Source organism: Pseudomonas sp. GNP013 (assembly GCF_054343995.1).
The window spans coordinates 437,686-458,719 of the sequence record NZ_JBTGUT010000001.1; the positions used below are offsets into that span (position 1 = coordinate 437,686).

General features: G+C 57.9%; 18 protein-coding genes and 2 tRNA genes. 19 read left to right on the forward strand and 1 reads right to left on the reverse strand.

The window, feature by feature from the left end; all coding sequences use genetic code 11:
• Positions 1-54: 54 nt before the first annotated feature.
• From carB to ACXX81_RS02040, 3 genes are read left to right on the forward strand one after another with little or no spacing between them, the layout of a single operon-like run.
• Positions 55-3,276: a carbamoyl-phosphate synthase large subunit gene (gene carB, locus ACXX81_RS02030; protein WP_209984933.1), complete on the forward strand. Its 3,222-nt coding sequence runs from the start codon at positions 55-57 to the stop codon at positions 3,274-3,276.
• Positions 3,273-3,749 carry a transcription elongation factor GreA gene (gene greA, locus ACXX81_RS02035; RefSeq protein WP_003235048.1) on the forward strand — a complete coding sequence of 159 codons (477 nt, stop codon included), beginning with the start codon at positions 3,273-3,275 and terminating at the stop codon, positions 3,747-3,749. Before carB ends, greA begins: the two co-directional genes overlap by 4 nt.
• A gap of 28 nt (positions 3,750-3,777) precedes the next feature.
• A complete protein-coding gene (locus tag ACXX81_RS02040) occupies positions 3,778-4,182 on the forward strand; it encodes an MFS transporter (protein WP_322214510.1) in 405 nt (134 codons plus the stop codon).
• A gap of 9 nt (positions 4,183-4,191) precedes the next feature.
• Here the strand turns inward: ACXX81_RS02040 and ACXX81_RS02045 are convergent, their stop codons facing one another.
• The gene (locus ACXX81_RS02045) at positions 4,192-4,500 is read right to left on the reverse strand and encodes a YhbY family RNA-binding protein (RefSeq protein ID WP_017139256.1); all 309 of its coding nucleotides are present in this window, start codon (positions 4,498-4,500) and stop codon (positions 4,192-4,194) included.
• A gap of 105 nt (positions 4,501-4,605) precedes the next feature.
• Between ACXX81_RS02045 and rlmE the strand changes: the two genes are divergently transcribed.
• The 16 genes from rlmE (at position 4,606) to ACXX81_RS02125 (ending at position 20,822) form a co-directional block, all read left to right on the forward strand.
• Positions 4,606-5,256, forward strand: coding sequence for a 23S rRNA (uridine(2552)-2'-O)-methyltransferase RlmE (gene rlmE / locus ACXX81_RS02050; RefSeq protein WP_003235041.1), 651 nt, complete (start codon positions 4,606-4,608; stop codon positions 5,254-5,256).
• Between the two features lie 200 nt (positions 5,257-5,456).
• Positions 5,457-7,367, forward strand: a complete 1,911-nt coding sequence (gene ftsH / locus ACXX81_RS02055) for an ATP-dependent zinc metalloprotease FtsH (protein WP_209984913.1) — start codon at positions 5,457-5,459, stop codon at positions 7,365-7,367.
• An 8-nt stretch (positions 7,368-7,375) separates the two neighbouring features.
• On the forward strand, positions 7,376-8,227 hold the full coding sequence (gene folP, locus ACXX81_RS02060) for a dihydropteroate synthase (RefSeq protein WP_209984910.1): 852 nt from the start codon (positions 7,376-7,378) through the stop codon (positions 8,225-8,227).
• A gap of 16 nt (positions 8,228-8,243) precedes the next feature.
• On the forward strand, positions 8,244-9,581 hold the full coding sequence (gene glmM, locus ACXX81_RS02065; protein WP_003235035.1) for a phosphoglucosamine mutase: 1,338 nt from the start codon (positions 8,244-8,246) through the stop codon (positions 9,579-9,581).
• 66 nt (positions 9,582-9,647) lie between these two features.
• Positions 9,648-10,403, forward strand: coding sequence for a triose-phosphate isomerase (gene tpiA / locus ACXX81_RS02070; protein ID WP_322214509.1), 756 nt, complete (start codon positions 9,648-9,650; stop codon positions 10,401-10,403).
• Between the two features lie 4 nt (positions 10,404-10,407).
• Positions 10,408-10,791 (forward strand): preprotein translocase subunit SecG, encoded by a 384-nt coding sequence (gene secG / locus ACXX81_RS02075; RefSeq protein WP_003235031.1) that lies wholly within the window; start codon positions 10,408-10,410, stop codon positions 10,789-10,791.
• A 22-nt stretch (positions 10,792-10,813) separates the two neighbouring features.
• Positions 10,814-10,899, forward strand: a tRNA-Leu gene (locus ACXX81_RS02080).
• 96 nt (positions 10,900-10,995) lie between these two features.
• Positions 10,996-11,072: transfer RNA gene (locus ACXX81_RS02085), tRNA-Met, on the forward strand.
• 140 nt (positions 11,073-11,212) lie between these two features.
• Positions 11,213-11,671, forward strand: a complete 459-nt coding sequence (rimP, locus tag ACXX81_RS02090; protein ID WP_003235029.1) for a ribosome maturation factor RimP — start codon at positions 11,213-11,215, stop codon at positions 11,669-11,671.
• A gap of 47 nt (positions 11,672-11,718) precedes the next feature.
• On the forward strand, positions 11,719-13,200 hold the full coding sequence (gene nusA, locus ACXX81_RS02095; protein WP_003235027.1) for a transcription termination factor NusA: 1,482 nt from the start codon (positions 11,719-11,721) through the stop codon (positions 13,198-13,200).
• Positions 13,201-13,227: 27 nt separating this feature from the next.
• Complete coding sequence (infB, locus tag ACXX81_RS02100) at positions 13,228-15,744, forward strand: translation initiation factor IF-2 (RefSeq protein WP_209984906.1); 2,517 nt, start codon at positions 13,228-13,230, stop codon at positions 15,742-15,744.
• A 159-nt stretch (positions 15,745-15,903) separates the two neighbouring features.
• Positions 15,904-16,299, forward strand: coding sequence for a 30S ribosome-binding factor RbfA (gene rbfA, locus ACXX81_RS02105; protein WP_057725021.1), 396 nt, complete (start codon positions 15,904-15,906; stop codon positions 16,297-16,299).
• Between the two features lie 3 nt (positions 16,300-16,302).
• Positions 16,303-17,220, forward strand: coding sequence for a tRNA pseudouridine(55) synthase TruB (truB, locus tag ACXX81_RS02110; RefSeq protein ID WP_209984904.1), 918 nt, complete (start codon positions 16,303-16,305; stop codon positions 17,218-17,220).
• A gap of 115 nt (positions 17,221-17,335) precedes the next feature.
• Entirely contained in the window at positions 17,336-17,605 is a 270-nt protein-coding gene (gene rpsO / locus ACXX81_RS02115; RefSeq protein ID WP_003176135.1) for a 30S ribosomal protein S15, read from the forward strand.
• A 194-nt stretch (positions 17,606-17,799) separates the two neighbouring features.
• A complete protein-coding gene (pnp, locus tag ACXX81_RS02120; protein ID WP_057008738.1) occupies positions 17,800-19,905 on the forward strand; it encodes a polyribonucleotide nucleotidyltransferase in 2,106 nt (701 codons plus the stop codon).
• Positions 19,906-20,288: 383 nt separating this feature from the next.
• On the forward strand, positions 20,289-20,822 hold the full coding sequence (locus tag ACXX81_RS02125) for a BON domain-containing protein (protein ID WP_458572562.1): 534 nt from the start codon (positions 20,289-20,291) through the stop codon (positions 20,820-20,822).
• Positions 20,823-21,034: the final 212 nt, after the last annotated feature.

Genomic DNA, 21,034 nt, shown 5'->3' on the forward strand with positions numbered 1-21,034 from the left:
CAAGATTGTTCAAGACGGCTTGCCGACTGACCTGCGGATTTGAGTGACAAACCCATGCCAAAACGTACAGACATAAAAAGCATCCTGATTCTCGGCGCCGGCCCGATCGTGATCGGCCAGGCCTGCGAATTCGACTACTCCGGCGCCCAGGCTTGTAAAGCCCTGCGTGAAGAGGGCTATCGCGTCATCCTGGTGAACTCCAACCCGGCCACCATCATGACCGACCCGGACATGGCCGACGCCACCTACATCGAGCCGATCAAATGGCAGACCGTTGCCAAGATCATCGAGAAAGAGCGTCCGGACGCCCTGCTGCCGACCATGGGTGGCCAGACCGCTCTGAACTGCGCCCTGGACCTGGAACGCGAAGGCGTTCTGGAGAAGTTCGGCGTGGAGATGATCGGTGCCAACGCCGACACCATCGACAAGGCTGAAGACCGTTCGCGTTTCGACAAGGCCATGAAGTCCATCGGTCTGGACTGCCCGCGCTCCGGTATCGCCCACAGCATGGAAGAGGCCAACGCGGTTCTCGAAAAGCTGGGCTTCCCGTGCATCATCCGTCCGTCGTTCACCATGGGCGGCACCGGTGGCGGTATTGCTTACAATCGCGAAGAGTTCGAAGAAATCTGCGCCCGTGGTCTGGACCTGTCGCCGACCAAAGAGCTGCTGATCGACGAATCCCTGATCGGCTGGAAAGAATACGAGATGGAAGTTGTCCGCGACAAAAAGGACAACTGCATCATTGTCTGCTCCATCGAAAACTTCGACCCGATGGGCGTGCACACCGGTGACTCGATCACCGTTGCTCCAGCGCAGACCCTGACGGACAAGGAATACCAGATCATGCGTAACGCCTCGTTGGCGGTATTGCGTGAGATCGGCGTTGAAACCGGCGGTTCCAACGTTCAGTTCGGCATCTGCCCGGACACCGGCCGCATGGTCGTGATCGAGATGAACCCGCGTGTATCGCGTTCATCGGCGCTGGCCTCGAAAGCGACCGGTTTCCCGATTGCGCGCATCGCTGCCAAATTGGCTATCGGTTACACCCTGGACGAGCTGCAAAACGAAATCACGGGCGGCGCCACGCCGGCGTCTTTCGAGCCATCCATCGACTACGTTGTGACCAAGCTGCCGCGCTTTGCTTTCGAGAAGTTCGCCAAGGCTGACGCGCGCCTGACCACCCAGATGAAATCCGTGGGTGAAGTCATGGCCATCGGCCGGACCTTCCAGGAATCCTTGCAGAAAGCCCTGCGTGGCCTGGAAGTTGGTGTTTGCGGTCTGGACGAGAAGCTCGACCTGAGCAACCCGGAAAGCATGAGCGTCCTCAAGCGTGAGTTGACCGTGCCGGGTGCCGAGCGTATCTGGTATGTGGCCGATGCTTTCCGCGCGGGCATGACCGTCGAAGATATCTTCGGCATGAACATGATCGACCCATGGTTCCTGGTGCAGATCGAAGATCTGATCAAGGAAGAAGAGAAGGTCAAGACCCTCGGTCTGTCGTCTATCGACCGCGACCTGATGTTCCGCCTCAAGCGCAAAGGCTTTTCCGACCAACGCCTGGCCAAGCTGCTGGGTGTGACCGAGAAAAACCTGCGCACCCATCGTCACAAGCTGGACATCTTCCCGGTCTACAAGCGCGTTGACACTTGCGCGGCCGAGTTCGCCACCGACACCGCGTACATGTACTCCACCTACGAGGAAGAGTGCGAAGCCGCGCCGTCGGGACGCGACAAGATCATGATCCTCGGTGGCGGCCCCAACCGTATCGGCCAGGGCATCGAGTTCGACTACTGCTGCGTACACGCCGCTCTCGCCCTGCGCGAAGACGGGTACGAGACCATCATGGTCAACTGCAACCCGGAAACTGTTTCCACCGACTACGACACCTCTGATCGCCTGTACTTCGAGCCGGTGACCCTGGAAGACGTGCTGGAAATCTGCCGTGTCGAGAAGCCAAAAGGCGTGATCGTCCAGTACGGCGGCCAAACCCCGCTGAAACTGGCGCGTGCCCTTGAGGCCGCCGGCGTGCCGATCATCGGCACCAGTCCGGACGCCATCGACCGTGCCGAAGACCGTGAGCGCTTCCAGCAAATGGTTGAGCGCCTGAACCTGCGTCAGCCGCCTAACGCCACCGTGCGCAGCGAAGACGAAGCCATCCGTGCTGCCAGCAAGATCGGCTACCCACTGGTGGTGCGTCCGTCCTACGTGCTGGGCGGTCGTGCGATGGAAATCGTCTACGAAGAAGAAGAACTCAAGCGTTACCTGCGTGACGCGGTGAAAGTGTCCAACGACAGCCCGGTGCTGCTCGACCACTTCCTCAACTGCGCCATCGAGATGGATGTGGATGCGGTGTGCGACGGCACTGACGTGGTAATCGGCGCAATCATGCAGCACATTGAACAGGCGGGCGTTCACTCCGGTGACTCCGCGTGCTCGCTGCCGCCGTACTCGCTGCCGGCGCACATCCAGGACGAGATGCGCGAACAGGTCAAGAAAATGGCTCTGGAGCTGGGTGTGGTGGGCCTGATGAACGTGCAGTTGGCGCTGCAGGGCGAAGACATCTACGTCATCGAAGTCAACCCGCGTGCTTCGCGTACCGTGCCGTTTGTTTCCAAGTGCATCGGTGTGTCCCTGGCCATGATCGCTGCCCGCGTGATGGCCGGTAAGACCCTGAAGGAAATCGGCTTCACCAAGGAAATCATTCCGAACTTCTACAGTGTGAAAGAGGCGGTGTTCCCCTTCGCCAAGTTCCCTGGCGTGGACCCGATCCTGGGCCCTGAGATGAAGTCCACCGGTGAAGTGATGGGTGTGGGTGATACGTTCGGTGAAGCTTTCGCCAAGGCCCAGATGGGCGCCAGCGAAGTGCTGCCGACCGGCGGGACTGCGTTCATCAGCGTGCGTGATGACGACAAGCCACTGGTTGCAGGGGTTGCCCGTGATCTGATCAACTTGGGCTTCGAAGTCGTGGCTACCGCCGGGACCGCCAAGCTGATCGAAGCTGCCGGCCTGAAAGTACGTCGCGTGAACAAGGTGACGGAAGGCCGTCCGCACGTGGTCGACATGATCAAGAACGACGAAGTCACGTTGATCATCAACACCACCGAAGGTCGCCAGTCGATCGCGGACTCCTACTCCATTCGTCGTAATGCCTTGCAGCACAAGATCTACTGCACCACCACCATTGCTGCTGGCGAAGCCATCTGCGAAGCGCTCAAGTTCGGTCCGGAAAAGACCGTGCGTCGCTTGCAGGATCTACACGCAGGATTGAAGGCATGACCAAATACCCAATGACCGTCCAGGGCTTCAAGGCCCTGGAAGAGGAGCACGCCCACCTGACCAAGGTCGTACGTCCAAAGCTGAGCCAGGACATCGGTACGGCCCGCGAGCTGGGTGACTTGAAGGAAAACGCCGAATATCATGCCGCTCGCGAACAGCAAGGCATGGTCGAGGCGCGTATTCGCGACATCGAAGGCCGCCTGCAGAATTCGGTGGTTATCGATGTGACGACGATTCCGAAGACCGGCAAGGTGATTTTCGGCACGACCGTGGAAATCGCCAACGTCGAGACTGATGAAAGCGTCGTCTACCACATCGTGGGCGAGGACGAAGCTGACTTCAAACTCGGCAAGATCTCCGTAGGTTCACCGCTGGCCCGTGCCTTGATTGCCAAGGAAGAGGGTGACGTGGTGGCCGTTAAGACGCCGGGTGGTGTGATCGAGTACGAGATTGTTGAAGTTCGTCACGTCTGAAAGACGGCGCCCGCTGCGTGCGGGCGCCATGCTTTGGCAATTGGCCCAGATGCTGTGGGTCGGTGGCCTGTGGTTGTTGCACATCGGCGTGTTGCCCGCGTTGGGCCTGATTGGCCTGGCGCCGATGCTGATCGATGAGATTGACGGATTATTGAGTGCGCTGCTGGTGGGTTTTGCAGCAGCGTGCGTGACGCTCCAGGCGCTGGTGCTGGTTACGGCTGAAGGCGCTGGGAGTTTGTTGCGGGATATTCGCGGACAACTGCTGTTGATGGCGCTGTATGCCTGCGCGATGTTTTGCGCGGTGCATCTCTGGCTGCCGGAAGCGTTGCGCTGGCAGCTGTTCAGCTATCTTGTGTTAGGGTTTTCCGGCCTGGTGCTGGTGATGCAGCCGGCGCCGGGGTGGAGTGGCGGGGCGCGCGAAGCACGCCCGTGACCCTTTTCGTTACTTGAAGCGATGAACGTTCGACAGTTGCTTGTTGACGCTGAAGTTCTTGCGGTACAGCAGCGCCATCTTGCCGATGACCTGGACCAGGTCTGCCTTGCCGACCTTGCACAGTTCTGCAATGGCCGCCAGGCGCGCTTCACGGTCAAGGATGTTGACCTTGATCTTGATCAGTTCGTGATCGCCCAATGCGCGTTCAAGTTCGGCTAAAACACCTTCAGTCAAACCGTTGTCAGCCACAATCAAAACTGGTTTCAGATGGTGGCCAATGGATTTGTACTGTTTCTTCTGCTCTTGAGTGAGCGGCATAATCTGACCCCTGCGTCTGATCTTGTAAAAAGCGGCGGCCAGTTTACCCGAGCGAGTCCGGGACCGCCCAGTTAATCACGACCCGTTTTATTTTCGAGGTGGCCCGTGGCCCGTTCCAAAACTAGCCTTAAGTGGCTGCAAGAGCATTTCAACGATCCTTACGTCAAAAAGGCGCAGAAGGACGGCTACCGTTCCCGGGCCAGCTACAAACTGCTGGAGATCCAGGACAAGGACAAACTGATTCGTCCAGGCATGAGCGTCATCGACCTGGGTGCGGCACCGGGTGGTTGGTCCCAGGTGACCAGTCGTCTGATTGGTGGGCAAGGCCGGTTGATCGCTTCCGACATCCTTGAGATGGACAGCATCCCCGATGTGACCTTTGTGCACGGCGACTTCACCCAGGATTCTGTCCTGGCCGAGATTCTGGAAGCCGTGGGAAATTCTCAGGTGGACCTTGTGATTTCCGACATGGCCCCCAATATGAGTGGGTTACCGGCTGTCGATATGCCGCGCGCCATGTTCCTCTGTGAACTGGCGCTGGATCTGGCGGGTCGGGTGTTGCGCCCTGGTGGTGATTTTCTGGTGAAGGTCTTCCAGGGCGAAGGTTTTGACGAGTACCACAAGAACATCCGCAAGCTGTTCGACAAGGTTCAGACACGCAAGCCAGACTCTTCCCGGGACAGATCCCGTGAACAGTACCTGCTGTGCCGCGGGTTCCGCGGGGTAGAAGGTGCGGCAAGCGAAGAGCGATTCTGATGTGTTCGAGCAGGGCGATAGGTTTTTTTAAATCGCTTTCGTAATGAAGCTTTACGAATATTGTGTAGTCAAAGTTTCACAAAGGGTTACAGACGGCGTCTGCAAGAGTTGTAGGTAATGTAGTAAGTTAGGCCGGTGAATATCATGCGAAGCGCGCGCCAGCAGCGGAGCTTGCTTCAGAGGGTAGTTAATTGAACGATATGGCAAAGAATCTGATCCTGTGGTTGATCATTGCGGCTGTCCTGGTGACGGTGATGAACAACTTCTCCAGCCCTAACGAGCCGCAGACCCTCAACTATTCCGACTTCATCCAGCAGGTCAAGGATGGCAAGGTCGAGCGCGTAGCGGTTGATGGCTACGTGATTACCGGTAAGCGCAGCGATGGCGACAGCTTCAAGACCATCCGTCCGGCAATCCAGGACAACGGTCTGATCGGCGATCTGGTGGATAACCACGTGGTCGTTGAGGGCAAGCAGCCTGAGCAGCAGAGCATCTGGACCCAACTCCTGGTCGCGAGCTTCCCGATCCTGGTGATCATTGCCGTGTTCATGTTCTTCATGCGCCAGATGCAAGGTGGCGCCGGGGGCAAGGGCGGGCCGATGAGCTTCGGCAAGAGCAAGGCGCGTCTGCTTTCTGAAGATCAGGTGAAGACCACATTGGCGGACGTCGCGGGTTGCGACGAGGCAAAGGAAGAAGTAGGCGAGCTGGTTGAGTTCCTGCGCGATCCTGGCAAGTTCCAGCGCCTTGGCGGCCGTATTCCTCGCGGCGTGCTGATGGTCGGTCCTCCGGGTACTGGTAAAACCTTGCTGGCCAAGGCGATTGCCGGTGAAGCCAAGGTGCCTTTCTTCACGATTTCCGGTTCCGACTTTGTCGAGATGTTTGTCGGCGTCGGCGCCAGCCGTGTTCGTGACATGTTCGAACAGGCCAAGAAACACGCGCCATGCATCATCTTCATCGATGAAATCGACGCCGTGGGTCGCCATCGTGGTGCCGGCATGGGCGGCGGTCATGATGAGCGCGAGCAGACCCTCAACCAGTTGCTGGTCGAGATGGACGGTTTTGAGATGAATGACGGCATCATCGTGATTGCCGCGACCAACCGTCCGGACGTGCTGGACCCCGCGTTGCTGCGTCCAGGCCGTTTCGACCGTCAGGTTGTGGTTGGTTTGCCGGATATCCGTGGTCGTGAACAGATCCTGAAAGTACACATGCGCAAAGTACCAATGGGCGACGATGTGGCCCCGGGCGTGATTGCCCGTGGTACCCCAGGCTTCTCCGGTGCCGACCTGGCCAACCTGGTCAACGAGGCTTCGCTGTTTGCGGCCCGCACCGGCAAGCGCATTGTGGAAATGAAAGAGTTCGAGCTGGCCAAGGACAAGATCATGATGGGCGCCGAGCGCAAATCCATGGTCATGTCCGAGAAAGAGAAGCAGAACACTGCTTACCACGAGGCGGGTCACGCCATCGTTGGTCGTGTTGTGCCTGAGCATGACCCGGTCTACAAGGTTTCGATCATTCCTCGCGGCCGTGCCCTGGGTGTGACCATGTTCCTGCCGGAAGAGGATCGTTACAGCCTTTCCAAGCGTGCGTTGATCAGCCAGATCTGCTCGCTGTATGGCGGTCGAATCGCTGAGGAGATGACCCTGGGCTTCGATGGGGTCACCACCGGTGCCTCCAACGACATCATGCGCGCCAGCCAGATTGCGCGGAACATGGTGACCAAGTGGGGCTTGTCGGAAAAACTGGGCCCATTGATGTATGCCGAGGAAGAAGGCGAAGTGTTCCTGGGTCGTGGCGGTGGTGGTCAAAGCGCAAGCTTCTCCGGTGAAACAGCCAAGCTGATCGACTCCGAAGTGCGCAGTATCATTGACCAGTGCTACGGCACGGCCAAGCAGATCCTGACTGACAATCGCGACAAGCTGGACGCCATGGCTGACGCGCTGATGAAGTACGAGACCATCGATGCCGATCAGATAGACGACATCATGGCCGGTCGTGCGCCGCGTGAGCCGCGCGACTGGGAAGGTGGTTCGGGTACTTCGGGCACTCCGCCTGTGGTTCAGAACGAACGCCCTGAAGCCCCGATTGGCGGTCCTGCAGCTGACCACTAAGGTTTGAAATGACTTCTGCGTTGTCCTCCACCCGGTTGCCTTGCGGCAATCGGGTTCTTGATTTGGCCCATACACATGTCATGGGCATTCTCAATGTAACCCCCGATTCTTTCTCCGATGGTGGCCGCTTTAGCCAACGGGATGCCGCTTTGCGTCATGCCGAGGCCATGGTGTCTGCTGGCGCGACCTTGATTGATGTGGGGGGCGAGTCGACCCGACCTGGCGCGCGCGTGGTCTCTCCGCTGGAGGAGCTGGAGCGCGTAGCGCCAATTGTCGAGTGCATCGCCCGCGAGCTGGACGTGATCATTTCGGTCGATACTTCGACGCCCGCTGTAATGCGCGAAACCGCGCGGCTGGGTGCCGGCCTGATCAATGATGTGCGTGCGCTGAGGCGTGATGGCGCGCTGGATGCCGCTGCGGCGACTGGTCTGCCGGTCTGTCTGATGCATATGCTGGGCGAGCCCGGCAATATGCAGGACAATCCCCATTACGATGACCTGGTGGGCGAGGTGAGTGGTTTTCTCGCTGGGCGCATGGCGCAGTGTGCCGCAGCAGGCATTGCGCCGGAGAGGGTCATTCTTGATCCGGGTTTTGGCTTCGCCAAGACTCTGCAACACAATTTAAGCCTGTTCAAACACATGGAAGCCCTGCATGCCCTTGGTCGACCGTTGCTGGTCGGCGTTTCCCGCAAAAGCATGATAGGGCTGGCCTTGAATCGCCCGGTAGGTGAGCGTTTGTATGGCGGCCTTGCGTTGGCCGCGCTTGCCGTAGGCAAGGGTGCGCGCATTCTGCGTGTGCACGATGTTGCCGAGACTGTTGATGTGGTGCGCATGATTGCCGCTGTAGAATCAGCTGAATAAGAATGATGGAGCACTTATGACTAAAAAATACTTTGGCACCGACGGTATCCGTGGTCGGGTCGGCGAATTTCCAATTACCCCTGATTTCATGCTCAAGCTGGGTTGGGCGGCAGGCATGGCGTTCCGCAGCATGGGCGCGTGCCGCATCCTGGTAGGCAAGGACACACGCATTTCAGGCTACATGTTCGAATCCGCCCTGGAGGCCGGCTTGTCGGCCGCCGGTGCCGACGTTATGTTGCTGGGCCCAATGCCCACGCCTGCGATTGCTTACCTGACGCGTACCTTTCACGCTGAAGCCGGTATCGTGATCAGTGCGTCGCATAACCCGCATGATGACAATGGCATCAAATTTTTCTCGGGGCAGGGCACCAAGTTGCCGGACGAGATCGAATTGATGATCGAAGAGTTGCTGGACGCGCCGATGACGGTGGTTGAATCCAGCAAGTTGGGCAAGGTGTCGCGGATCAACGACGCGTCCGGTCGCTATATCGAATTCTGCAAAAGCAGTGTGCCCACCAGTACCAGTTTTGCCGGGTTGAAGATTGTGGTTGATTGCGCTCATGGTGCCACCTACAAGGTCGCGCCAAGCGTATTCAAGGAGTTGGGTGCCGACGTGACCGTGCTGTCGGCCCAGCCCAACGGCTTGAACATCAACGACAACTGCGGTTCCACCCATATGGAGCAATTGCAGGCGGCTGTACTCGCCGAGCATGCCGATCTGGGTATTGCCTTCGACGGTGACGGTGACCGCGTGCTGATGGTGGATCACACAGGCGCCGTGGTAGATGGCGATGACCTGCTGTTCATCATCGCGCGCGACCTGCATGAGCGTAACAAGCTGCAAGGTGGCGTCGTCGGTACATTGATGAGCAACCTGGGGCTTGAGTTGGCGCTGGCAGATCTGGGTATTCCGTTCATCCGCGCCAACGTTGGCGACCGTTACGTCATTGCCGAGCTGCTCGAGCGTAACTGGTTGGTAGGCGGAGAGAACTCAGGGCACGTCGTGTGTTTCCAGCACACCACCACGGGCGATGCAATTATTGCCGCATTGCAGGTGCTGCTGGCTCTGCGTCGTCGCAAGGAAAGCCTTGCCCAGGCGCGTCAGGCCCTGCGCAAGTGTCCACAAGTGTTGCTCAATGTGCGTTTTGCCGGTGGTGAAAATCCAATCGAGCATCCGGCTGTCAAAGAGGCCTGCGAGCGCGTGACGCTGGCGATGGAAGGGCGTGGGCGCGTGTTGCTGCGCAAGTCTGGCACAGAGCCTCTGGTGCGCGTCATGGTCGAAGGTGAAGACGAAACACAGGTTCGCGGCCATGCCGAAGACCTGGCAAAACTGGTAACTGAAGTTTGCGCCTGAATTCGGCTTGCCAGTGATGGTGTGGTTGGGTAACATCTGCGCCCACTTTGACCGACGGGGTACAGCATGCGTCGCACGATGGTAGCTGGTAACTGGAAGATGCACGGTACCCGCGCCAGTGTCGCTGAGCTGATCGACGGCCTTCGTGAGTTGGCCCTGCCTGGCGGTGTCGATGTCGCGGTTTTCCCGCCTTTGTTGCATGTCAGCCAAGTGGTTGATGGCTTGAAAGGTACGTCGATTCAGGTCGGCGCGCAGAATTCTGCGGTGGAGCCCGGCCAAGGTGCGTTGACGGGTGAGGTTGCGCCTAGTCAGCTGGTCGATGCGGGTTGCGCCTATGTACTGGTTGGGCACTCGGAACGTCGCCAGTTGATGGGCGAAAGTGATCAGATGCTCAATCGCAAGTTCGCAGCGGCGCAGGCCAGTGGCTTGATTCCAGTGTTGTGCGTAGGGGAGACCCTTGAGCAGCGTGAATCGGGCAAGACGATCGAGGTTGTCTCGCGTCAGCTGGACAGCATCATCGATGAGCTGGGTGTTGATGCGTTTGCAAGCGCGGTCATTGCTTACGAGCCGGTCTGGGCCATTGGCACCGGACTGACTGCTACACCGCAACAGGCGCAGGATGTGCACGCAGCCATTCGTGCGCAGTTGGCGGAAAAGAATTCTGAAGTCGCACAAGGTGTGCGTCTTCTATACGGCGGCAGCGTGAAGGCGGCCAATGCGGTCGAACTGTTCGGCATGCCGGATATCGATGGGGGGCTCATTGGTGGAGCTTCCCTGAATGCAGATGAGTTCGGTGCGATCTGTCGCGCCGCGGGAAACTGAAAAAATGCTGGAAACAGTCGTAGTCGTTTTTCATCTGTTGGCTGCCTTGGGCGTAGTTGCCCTGGTTTTGCTGCAACAGGGCAAAGGTGCGGATGCTGGTGCGTCTTTCGGTGCAGGTGCTTCAAATACTGTGTTCGGAAGCCAAGGTTCCTCTACCTTTCTTAGTAAGTTTACTGCTATACTCGCCGCCGGTTTCTTCATAACCAGCTTGGGGTTAGGTTACTTTGCTAAAGAGAAAGCTCATGTGCTGACTCAAGCAGGTTTGCCAAACCCGGCAGTGTTGGAAGTACCAAAGGCGAAACCGGCTTCTGATGATGTCCCGGTGCTTCAAGAGCAAAAGTCGGCTACTCCAGCGACTGACGTACCTCCAGCTCAAGAGCAAAAGTAAGAAGGGTTGTAAACGCTGTATTGCCGAGGTGGTGGAATTGGTAGACACGCAACCTTGAGGTGGTTGTGCCCATAGGGTGTAGGGGTTCGAGTCCCCTTCTCGGTACCAATTATCAGGAGAGCCCGCTGTTGCGGGCTTTCTTGTAGGTGGAAGGTTACATTGACCCTGTAAGGGATCGGTCGTATACTTCCGCCCCAGCTTTGTCGCGGGGTGGAGCAGTCTGGTAGCTCGTCGGGCTCATAACCCGAAGGTCGTCGGTTCAAATCCGGCCCCCGCAACCAGTTTTAGCGGAGCCCCTTTTAAGGGGCTTTTTGTTAGCTGGACACTTTCAACGCCGCTGTTCGACGGCGTTTCAAGGATGGGCGTTTCGCCCATTTTTTTATTTTGCACAGCATGCACATACATGCACGAGGGGGTTCAGGTGTCGAGCAAGCTAGAAGAGTTGCAGGCCTTGCTGGCCCCGGTGGTCGTGGCCCTGGGCTATGAATGCTGGGGTATTGAGTTCTCGGCTCAAGGTCGCCACTCAATGTTGCGCGTTTATATCGATAAAGAGGGCGGCGTGCTGGTGGACGATTGTGCCATTGTCAGCCGTCAGATCAGCGGTGTGCTGGATGTTGAAGATCCGATTTCCGTTGAATACACCCTCGAAGTTTCCTCGCCAGGCATGGAACGCCCACTGTTCACTATTGATCAGTTTGCAAAATTTGCCGGTGAACAAGTGAAGATCAAGCTGCGCTCCCCGTTCGAAGGGCGACGCAACTTTCAGGGCCTTCTGCGCGGTGTAGAAGAACAGGATGTCGTGGTGCAGGTAGAAGACCATGAGTTCCTGTTGCCGATCGATATGATCGACAAGGCCAACATTATTCCCAGTTTTGACTGAGACGCGGATCCCGCGGATCCAATGGCTTGCGAAAGGCGAGGCGTACGATGAGCAAAGAAGTACTGCTGGTTGTTGAGTCGGTATCCAATGAAAAGGGTGTACCGGCAAACGTGATTTTTGAAGCGCTGGAGCTGGCCCTGGCCACCGCTACCAAAAAGCGTTTTGAGGACGAAGTTGATCTGCGTGTGGAAATCAACCGCCACACCGGTGCCTATGAGACGTTCCGTCGCTGGACAGTCGTCGAAGAAGCCGATCTTGATGATCCGGCCATCGAAACCTGGCCGAGCAAGGTTGCCGAAACGCATCCCGGTTCCAATGTAGGCGATGTCGTCGAAGAAAAGATCGAATCGATCGAGTTCGGCCGTATCGCAGCACAGACCGCTAAACAGGTCATCGTGCAGAAGGTTCGCGAAGCCGAGCGCGCTCAAGTCGTTGACGCCTATCGCGAGCGTCTGGGTGAAATCATCTCCGGCACCGTCAAAAAAGTTACCCGCGACAACGTGATCGTTGACCTGGGCAACAACGCTGAAGCGTTGCTGGCCCGTGAAGACATCATTTCTCGTGAAACCTTCCGTGTGGGTGTGCGCTTGCGTGCACTGCTCAAGGAAATCCGCACCGAGAACCGCGGCCCTCAGTTGATCCTGTCGCGTACCGCGCCGGAAATGCTGATCGAGCTGTTCCGTATTGAAGTGCCGGAAATCGCCGAAGGCCTGATCGAAGTCATGGCAGCATCCCGCGACCCGGGTTCGCGCGCCAAGATCGCGGTCCGCTCCAAGGACAAACGCATCGACCCGCAGGGCGCTTGCATCGGTATGCGCGGTTCGCGTGTCCAGGCAGTGTCGGGTGAGTTGGGCGGTGAGCGTGTTGATATCGTGCTGTGGGACGATAACCCGGCTCAGTTCGTGATCAACGCCATGTCACCGGCTGAAGTGGCGGCAATTATCGTCGACGAGGATGCCCATGCAATGGACATCGCCGTTGGCGCAGACAATCTGGCTCAGGCCATTGGTCGTGGTGGGCAGAACGTGCGTCTGGCCAGCCAACTGACTGGTTGGACCCTGAACGTGATGACCGAATCGGACATCCAGGCTAAGCAGCAAGCTGAAACCGGTGACATCCTGCGAAACTTTATCGAAGAGCTGGAAGTCGATGAAGATCTGGCGCAGGTGCTGGTAGATGAAGGCTTCACCAGCCTGGAAGAGATTGCCTACGTACCGTTGGAAGAAATGCTCAACATCGACGGCTTTGACGAAGACACCGTCAACGAGCTTCGCGCTCGGGCCAAGGATCGTTTGTTGACTAAAGCCATCGCTACTGAGGAAAAGCTGGCAGACGCCCATCCGGCCGAAGACCTGCTCTCGCTTGAGGGTATGGACAAGGATTTGGCGATGGAACTGGCGGTGCGCGGCGTAATTACCCGCGAAGACCTGGCCGAGCAGTCTATTGACGATCTGCTCGACATCGACGGCATTGACGAAGATCGTGCCGGCAAGTTGATCATGGCCGCCCGAGCCCATTGGTTCGAGTAATTAGGCGCGGCCTGAGGAGAGAAGTGCATGACGCAAGTCACGGTGAAACAACTGGCCGATGAGGTCAAAACACCGGTAGAGCGCCTGTTGCAGCAGATGCGTGAGGCAGGTCTGCCGCACACCGCCGCCGACGAAGGTGTGAGCGATAGTGAGAAGCAGTCTTTGCTGACTCACTTGAAGAGCAGCCACAAGGCGAAAGTGGAAGAACCGCGCAAGATTACATTGCAGCGCAAAACCACCAGCACCCTGCGTGTTGCGGGTAGCAAGAGCATCAGCGTTGAAGTACGCAAGAAGAAAGTCTTCGTACAGCGCAGCCCGGAAGAAATCGAAGCCGAGCGCAAACGCGATCTGGAAGAACGTCGCGCAGTAGAAAATGCTGCACGTCAGAAGGCTGAAGAAGAAGCCAAGCGTCGCGCCGAAGAAGAAGCGCGTCGCCAGCCTGCGGCTGCGCAACCTGCTGCCACTGACGCGGTTGCTGCGCCTGTTGAAGCTGTGCGTGAGGCCGCTCCGGTTGCCGCTGCACCTGCTCCGGCAGCCGACGCCCGTAAGCGCGACGAACCTCGTCGCCCGGACAAGCCACGCGCCGACGACAACAATCGTCGCAGCGGCGGTGGCGATGGCGAGCGCAAAAACGCTCCGCATCGTGCTTCGGTCAAAGAGAAAGCGCCTGCGCCACGCGTTGCCCCACGTACTACCGACGAAGAAAGCGATGGCTTCCGTCGTGGTGGTCGCGGCAAGGCCAAGCTGAAGAAGCGCAATGCCCACGGTTTCCAGAGCCCAACCGGCCCTGTCGTGCGTGATGTGCAGATCGGCGAGACCATCACTGTTGGCGACCTCGCCAATCAGATGTCGGTCAAGGCGGCTGAAATCATCAAGTTCATGTTCAAACTGGGCACCCCGGCCACCATCAACCAGGTGCTTGATCAGGAAACTGCTCAGCTCGTGGCTGAGGAGTTGGGCCACAAAGTGACCCTGGTCAGCGACACGGCCCTGGAAGATTCCCTGGCTGAGTCCCTGAAGTTTGAAGGTGAGACGTTCTCCCGTGCGCCCGTTGTGACCGTAATGGGTCACGTGGACCACGGTAAGACCTCCCTGCTCGACTATATCCGTCGTGCCAAGGTAGCTGCTGGCGAAGCTGGCGGTATTACCCAGCACATCGGTGCGTACCACGTTGAAACCGAACGCGGCATGGTCACCTTCCTCGACACCCCGGGTCACGCCGCATTTACTGCAATGCGTGCCCGTGGTGCCAAGGCGACTGACATCGTGATTCTGGTCGTTGCAGCGGACGACGGCGTGATGCCGCAGACCATTGAAGCGGTCCAGCACGCCAAGGCTGCCGGTGTTCCACTGGTTGTTGCAGTGAACAAGATCGACAAGCCGGGCGCCGATCTCGATCGCATCCGTAGCGAACTGTCGGTTCACGGTGTGACTTCCGAAGAGTGGGGCGGTGATACGCCGTTCGTTTCGGTTTCGGCGAAAGTCGGTACTGGTGTGGACGAACTGCTCGAAGCGGTCCTGCTGCAAGCTGAAGTACTCGAACTGAAAGCAACTCCATCGGCCCCAGGTCGTGGTGTTGTGGTTGAATCGCGTCTCGACAAGGGTCGTGGCCCGGTTGCGACCGTTCTGGTTCAAGACGGTACCCTGCGCCAAGGCGACATGGTACTGGTCGGTTCGAACTATGGCCGTGTACGTGCCATGCTCGACGAGAACGGTAAGCCCATCAAGGAAGCCGGTCCTTCCATCCCTGTCGAGATCCTCGGCCTGGACGGTACCCCGGACGCTGGCGACGAAATGAGCGTGCTGTCGGACGAGAAGAAAGCCCGTGAAGTGGCTCTGTTCCGTCAAGGCAAGTTCCGCGAAGTCAAACTGGCCCGTGCCCACGCCGGCAAGCTGGAAAACATCTTCGAAAACATGGGCCAGGCAGAGAAGAAGACGCTTAACATCGTTCTCAAATCTGACGTTCGTGGTTCCCTCGAAGCGTTGAACGGCGCCTTGAATGGCCTGGGTAACGACGAAGTGCAAGTGCGCGTTGTCGGTGGCGGTGTCGGTGGTATCACCGAGTCCGACGCCAACCTGGCACTGGCTTCCAACGCTGTACTGTTCGGCTTCAACGTGCGTGCCGATGCCGGCGCTCGCAAGATCGTCGAGCAGGAAGGCCTGGACATGCGTTACTACAACGTCATCTACGACATCATCGAAGACGTCAAGAAAGCCCTTACCGGCATGCTTGGCAGCGATGTTCGGGAGAACATCCTGGGTATCGCCGAGGTGCGTGACGTGTTCCGCTCGCCGAAATTCGGCGCGATCGCCGGTTGCATGGTTATCGAAGGTGTTGTGCACCGTAACCGTCCAATCCGTGTACTGCGTGAAGACATCGTTATCTTCGAAGGCGAGCTGGAATCCCTGCGCCGCTTCAAGGATGACGCTTCCGAAGTGCGTGCTGGCATGGAATGCGGTATCGGCGTCAAGAGCTACAACGACGTCAAGCCTGGCGACAAGATCGAAGTCTACGAGAAGGTTCAGGTTGCTCGCAGCCTCTAACTCGCGTACTTCAAGGGCCGCGCGGCGCTCCGGCATGCAAATGCCGGGCGCCGTGTCCGGACTCTAAACGCAACGCCCGGTCTGGCTTTTGTCAGGCCGGGCGTTTGCCGCTTTCAGACCCCACGGGTTTCACCGTGTGGCAGTAACAGGTAACAAGACATGGCAAAAGAATACAGCCGTACCCAGCGTATCGGCGATCAGATGCAGCGCGAGCTGGCTCAATTGATCCGTCGCGAAGTCAAAGACCCGCGTGTCGGCCTGGTCACCATTACCGCCGTTGAAGTGAGCCGTGACGTGGGTCACGCCAAGATCTTCATCACCGTGATGGGTCAGGACAGCAGCGAAGAAATCGCGCAAAGCATCAAGGTACTCAACGCGGCGGCAGGTTTCCTGCGCATGCAGTTGGCCCGTGAAATGAAGCTGCGCAGTGTTCCCCAGTTGCACTTCCACTACGACGAAAGCGTCGTGCGTGGCGCGCACCTGTCGGCATTGATCGAGCGCGCGGTGGCAGAAGACAGTCAGCACCCGTCCACACCTGAAGACGCCAAGGAGTAAGCGGTGGCTCAGGTCAAACGTATCCGTCGCAACGTCAGCGGCATCATTCTGCTCGACAAGCCCATTGGCTTTACTTCCAATGCCGCGTTGCAGAAGGTTCGCTGGCTGCTCAATGCCGAAAAGGCCGGGCACACCGGCAGCCTCGACCCCCTGGCCACCGGCGTGTTGCCGTTGTGCTTCGGCGAGGCCACCAAATTCTCGCAATACCTGCTCGACTCCGACAAGGGGTACGAAACCCTGATGCAATTGGGCAAGACCACTACCACGGCCGACGCCGAAGGTGATGTTCTGCAGGTGCGTGATGTGACCGTTGGTCGTGCTGATATCGAGGCGGTTTTACCCGGTTTTCGTGGGCAAATCAGCCAGATACCGCCGATGTACTCGGCCCTCAAGCGTGATGGTCAGCCTCTTTACAAGCTGGCACGTGCGGGCGAAGTAGTGGAGCGCGAACCGCGTTCTGTTACTATTGCGCGCTTGGAATTGCTCGCCTGTGAAGGCGACACCGCGCGCCTGGCCGTGGACTGCAGCAAAGGCACCTATATCCGTACCCTCGTGGAAGATATTGGTGAACAGCTTGGTTGCGGTGCGTACGTGGCAGAACTGCGACGCACCCAGGCGGGTCCCTTCAGCCTGGCTCAGACGGTCACGCTGGAAGAGTTGGAAGCGGTTCACGCCGAAGGCGGCAACGAAGCGGTTGATCGCTTCCTGATGCCATCGGACAGCGGTTTGCTCGATTGGCCATTGCTGCACTTCTCGGAGCACAGCGCGTTCTACTGGCTCAACGGCCAGCCGGTACGTGCCCCGGATGCCCCGAAGTTCGGCATGGTGCGGGTACAGGATCATAACGGTCGTTTCATCGGAATCGGTGAAGTGAGCGAAGACGGGCGCATAGCGCCGCGTCGACTGATTCGGTCAGAATGACCGAACGAGGGTGGCTGTTAATAGGCACGGTCACTTCTCATTTTTAGATACAGGGATTTGTCCCTGGCCTATTGAGATCACCCTTTGGGTGGTTTCCTGAAAAAAGGATTGCCTCATGGCTCTCGACGTTCAAGAAAAAGCACAAATCGTAGCTGACTATCAGCAAGCTGTTGGTGACACTGGTTCGCCAGAAGTGCAAGTTGCACTGCTGACCCACAACATCAACAAGCTGCAAGGTCACTTCAAGGCCAACGGTAAAGACCACCACTCCCGTCGTGGTCTGATCCGCATGGTAAACCAGCGCCGTAAGCTGCTGGACTACCTGAAAGGCAAGGATCTGGGTCGTTATCAGGCTCTGATCGGTCGCCTGGGTCTGCGTCGCTAACAAGCGATTGCGCTAGAGGTTGGTTGTCTGCCGTGTGTCAGTGGGATTCCCGCTGGCCCATGGCAGGCTCCCAGCCTCAAGTTTTATCTGGATACACGTTTTACCCTGGACAGGCGTTGGGCCGATTCCCGACATTGCCCAAGAATTTCGCAAGAAGACAAGTTCCCCAAGAGCCACAAAGAAGGTAGGACACCGTGAACCCGGTTATCAAAAAATTCCAGTTCGGTCAGTCGACCGTTACCCTCGAGACAGGCCGTATCGCCCGTCAAGCCTCCGGCGCAGTGCTGGTTACCGTTGATGACGACGTTACCGTACTGGTGACCGTTGTTGGCGCCAAGACCGCTGACCCAAGCAAAGGCTTCTTCCCTCTTTCCGTTCACTACCAGGAAAAGACTTACGCTGCCGGTAAGATCCCTGGTGGTTTCTTCAAGCGTGAAGGCCGTCCTTCCGAAAAAGAAACCCTGACTTCCCGACTGATCGACCGTCCGATCCGTCCGCTGTTCCCCGAAGGCTTCATGAACGAAGTGCAGGTTGTCTGCACCGTCGTTTCCACCAGCAAGAAGACCGATCCGGACATCGCTGCGATGATCGGTACCTCGGCTGCCCTGGCTATCTCGGGCATTCCGTTCGACGGCCCGATCGGCGCCGCCCGCGTTGCTTTCCACGAAAGCACCGGCTACCTGCTCAACCCGACTTACGAGCAGCAGAAAGCGTCGAGCCTGGACATGGTCGTTGCCGGTACGTCCGAAGCCGTATTGATGGTTGAATCGGAAGCCAAAGAGCTGACCGAAGACCAGATGCTGGGCGCGGTACTGTTTGCTCACGACGAATTCCAGGCTGTCATCAAGGCTGTCACCGAACTGGCCGCCGAAGCTGCCAAACCGACCTGGACCTGGGCTGCTGCTCCGGAAGCCACCGAATTGCTGGGCGCTATCCGCTCGGAGTTCGGCGACGCGATCTCCCAGGCCTACGCCATCACCGTCAAGGCCGACCGTTACGCTCGCCTGGGCGAGCTGAAGGACCAGGTTGTTGCCAAGCTCTCCGGTGAGGAAGGCCAGCCTTCGTCCAGCGAAGTTAAAGCCGCCTTCGGCGAAATCGAATACCGCACCGTTCGCGAAAACATCGTTAACGGCAAGCCACGTATCGACGGCCGTGACACCCGCACCGTACGCCCGCTGAACATCGAAGTCGGCGTGCTGCCGAAGACTCACGGTTCGGCCCTGTTCACCCGTGGTGAAACTCAGGCGCTGGTAGTCGCGACGCTGGGTACTGCCCGTGACGCACAGCTGCTGGACACCCTGGAAGGCGAGAAAAAAGACCCGTTCATGCTGCACTACAACTTCCCGCCGTTCTCGGTCGGTGAGTGCGGTCGCATGGGTGGCGCTGGTCGTCGCGAAATCGGCCACGGCCGTCTGGCCCGTCGTTCGATCGCTGCGATGCTGCCGGCCGCCGACGTGTTCCCGTACACCATCCGTGTTGTATCGGAAATCACCGAGTCCAACGGTTCCAGCTCCATGGCATCCGTCTGCGGTGCTTCCCTGGCGCTGATGGACGCCGGTGTGCCGATGAAGGCACCGGTTGCCGGTATCGCCATGGGCCTGGTTAAAGAAGGCGAGAAGTTCGCCATCCTGACCGACATCCTGGGTGACGAAGACCACTTGGGCGACATGGACTTCAAGGTAGCCGGTACCGCCAAAGGTGTGACCGCGCTGCAGATGGACATCAAGATCAAGGGCATCACCGAAGAGATCATGGAAATCGCCCTGGGCCAAGCCCTGGAAGCGCGCCTGAACATCCTCGGCCAGATGAACCAGATCATTGGTCAGTCGCGCACCGAGCTGTCGGAAAATGCTCCGACCATGATCGCGATGAAAATCGACACCGACAAAATCCGTGACGTCATCGGTAAAGGCGGCGCGACCATTCGTGCGATCTGTGAAGAAACCAAGGCTTCGATTGATATCGAAGATGACGGTTCGATCAAGATCTTCGGCGAATCCAAGGAAGCGGCTGAGGCTGCGCGTCAGCGCGTTCTGGGCATCACTGCCGAAGCCGAGATCGGCAAGATCTACGTCGGCAAGGTTGAGCGCATCGTCGACTTCGGCGCATTCGTCAACATCCTGCCGGGCAAAGACGGCCTGGTTCACATCTCCATGCTCAGCGATGCTCGCGTAGAGAAAGTGACCGATATTCTGAAAGAAGGCCAGGAAGTGGAAGTGCTGGTACTGGACGTGGACAACCGCGGCCGTATCAAGCTGTCCATCAAGGACGTTGCAGCAGCCAAGGCCTCGGGCGTTTAATCACCCCCAGGCTTCATGCTGAAAAGGGACTCTTCGGAGTCCTTTTTTTATGGGCGCACGAAAGGTAGGCGTGATCAGCCGTTTAGCACCACAGACAAAAGCCGCAACTTGCATGCAGATCCGGCCGTCTTCATGCAAGTTGCACGATTCCGGAAACAGGGCGGTTTTATAACTCCTTGTTTTTAAAGGATTTAATCTCGTACCGCAACTTGGCACACTGCCTGCAATATCCCTGTTAGCGCTTCAGTACCAAGATTTACGTACTGCAGTCTTTTAATAAAACAGGAGTTACTCGTATGAAGAAGTTCGCTCTCGCTACTGCTACCGCTCTGACTCTGGCCATGGGTGCTAACGTAGCCTTTGCTCAGACTTCCCAAGCCCCTATGACTTTGGCGGCCGGCGAAGCCACCCAGGCTAAGGAAAGCGTTTCGGACACCTGGATCACCACCAAAGTCAAAGCTGACCTGCTGACTGAAAAAGGCATCCCAGGTTCGGACATCATGGTTGAAACCAACAAAGGTGTGGTTTCCCTGTCCTCCAAGGTAGCTATCTCGGACTCGCAGAAAGCGACCGCTGTAGCCATCACCAAGAAAATCAAAGGTGTGACTGCTGTTTCCGCTGACGGCCTTCTGGCTGGCGGCGCTACCAAGGCAGACAACATCGACAAGACCAAAGGCGCAGCTCATGACGCCAAAGGCGCTACCACCGACACTTGGATCACTACCAAAGTCAAAGCTGACCTGGTAACCGAGAAAGGTATTCCTGGTACCGACATCAAAGTCGAAACCAACAAAGGCGTAGTTTCCCTGTCTTCCACCGTAGCGGTGACTGAAGCTCAGAAAACCACCGCTGTGAACATCGCGAAGAAAATCAAAGGCGTTAAAGCTGTTTCGGCTGATGGCTTGAAAGCAGAGTAACGCTCAACGGTTCAACTGAACTGAATGGCGGCGGCGGGTGAGTCAGATATCCACCCAACGCACCCCGGAGTTCATGCGACCGACCACACGGATGTGGTCATTACAGGCCCCGGCACTTGTGCCGGGGCCTGTTTTATTGTGGGTCTGATGTACCCAAATCAAAAAAAGTGGGAGGGGGGTTGCTCCCGATAGCGGCGGGTCAGTGATGAATA

What these genes read in the sequence shown, in the direction of transcription:
- carB (WP_209984933.1), top strand. Translation starts at nt 55, where the DNA reads ATGCCAAAACGTACAGACATAAAAAGCATCCTGATTCTCGGCGCCGGC.
- greA (WP_003235048.1), top strand. Translation starts at nt 3,273, where the DNA reads ATGACCAAATACCCAATGACCGTCCAGGGCTTCAAGGCCCTGGAAGAG.
- ACXX81_RS02040 (WP_322214510.1), top strand. Translation starts at nt 3,778, where the DNA reads ATGCTTTGGCAATTGGCCCAGATGCTGTGGGTCGGTGGCCTGTGGTTG.
- ACXX81_RS02045 (WP_017139256.1), bottom strand. Translation starts at nt 4,500, where the DNA reads ATGCCGCTCACTCAAGAGCAGAAGAAACAGTACAAATCCATTGGCCAC.
- ftsH (WP_209984913.1), top strand. Translation starts at nt 5,457, where the DNA reads ATGGCAAAGAATCTGATCCTGTGGTTGATCATTGCGGCTGTCCTGGTG.
- folP (WP_209984910.1), top strand. Translation starts at nt 7,376, where the DNA reads ATGACTTCTGCGTTGTCCTCCACCCGGTTGCCTTGCGGCAATCGGGTT.
- glmM (WP_003235035.1), top strand. Translation starts at nt 8,244, where the DNA reads ATGACTAAAAAATACTTTGGCACCGACGGTATCCGTGGTCGGGTCGGC.
- tpiA (WP_322214509.1), top strand. Translation starts at nt 9,648, where the DNA reads ATGCGTCGCACGATGGTAGCTGGTAACTGGAAGATGCACGGTACCCGC.
- secG (WP_003235031.1), top strand. Translation starts at nt 10,408, where the DNA reads ATGCTGGAAACAGTCGTAGTCGTTTTTCATCTGTTGGCTGCCTTGGGC.
- nusA (WP_003235027.1), top strand. Translation starts at nt 11,719, where the DNA reads ATGAGCAAAGAAGTACTGCTGGTTGTTGAGTCGGTATCCAATGAAAAG.
- infB (WP_209984906.1), top strand. Translation starts at nt 13,228, where the DNA reads ATGACGCAAGTCACGGTGAAACAACTGGCCGATGAGGTCAAAACACCG.
- rbfA (WP_057725021.1), top strand. Translation starts at nt 15,904, where the DNA reads ATGGCAAAAGAATACAGCCGTACCCAGCGTATCGGCGATCAGATGCAG.
- rpsO (WP_003176135.1), top strand. Translation starts at nt 17,336, where the DNA reads ATGGCTCTCGACGTTCAAGAAAAAGCACAAATCGTAGCTGACTATCAG.
- ACXX81_RS02125 (WP_458572562.1), top strand. Translation starts at nt 20,289, where the DNA reads ATGACTTTGGCGGCCGGCGAAGCCACCCAGGCTAAGGAAAGCGTTTCG.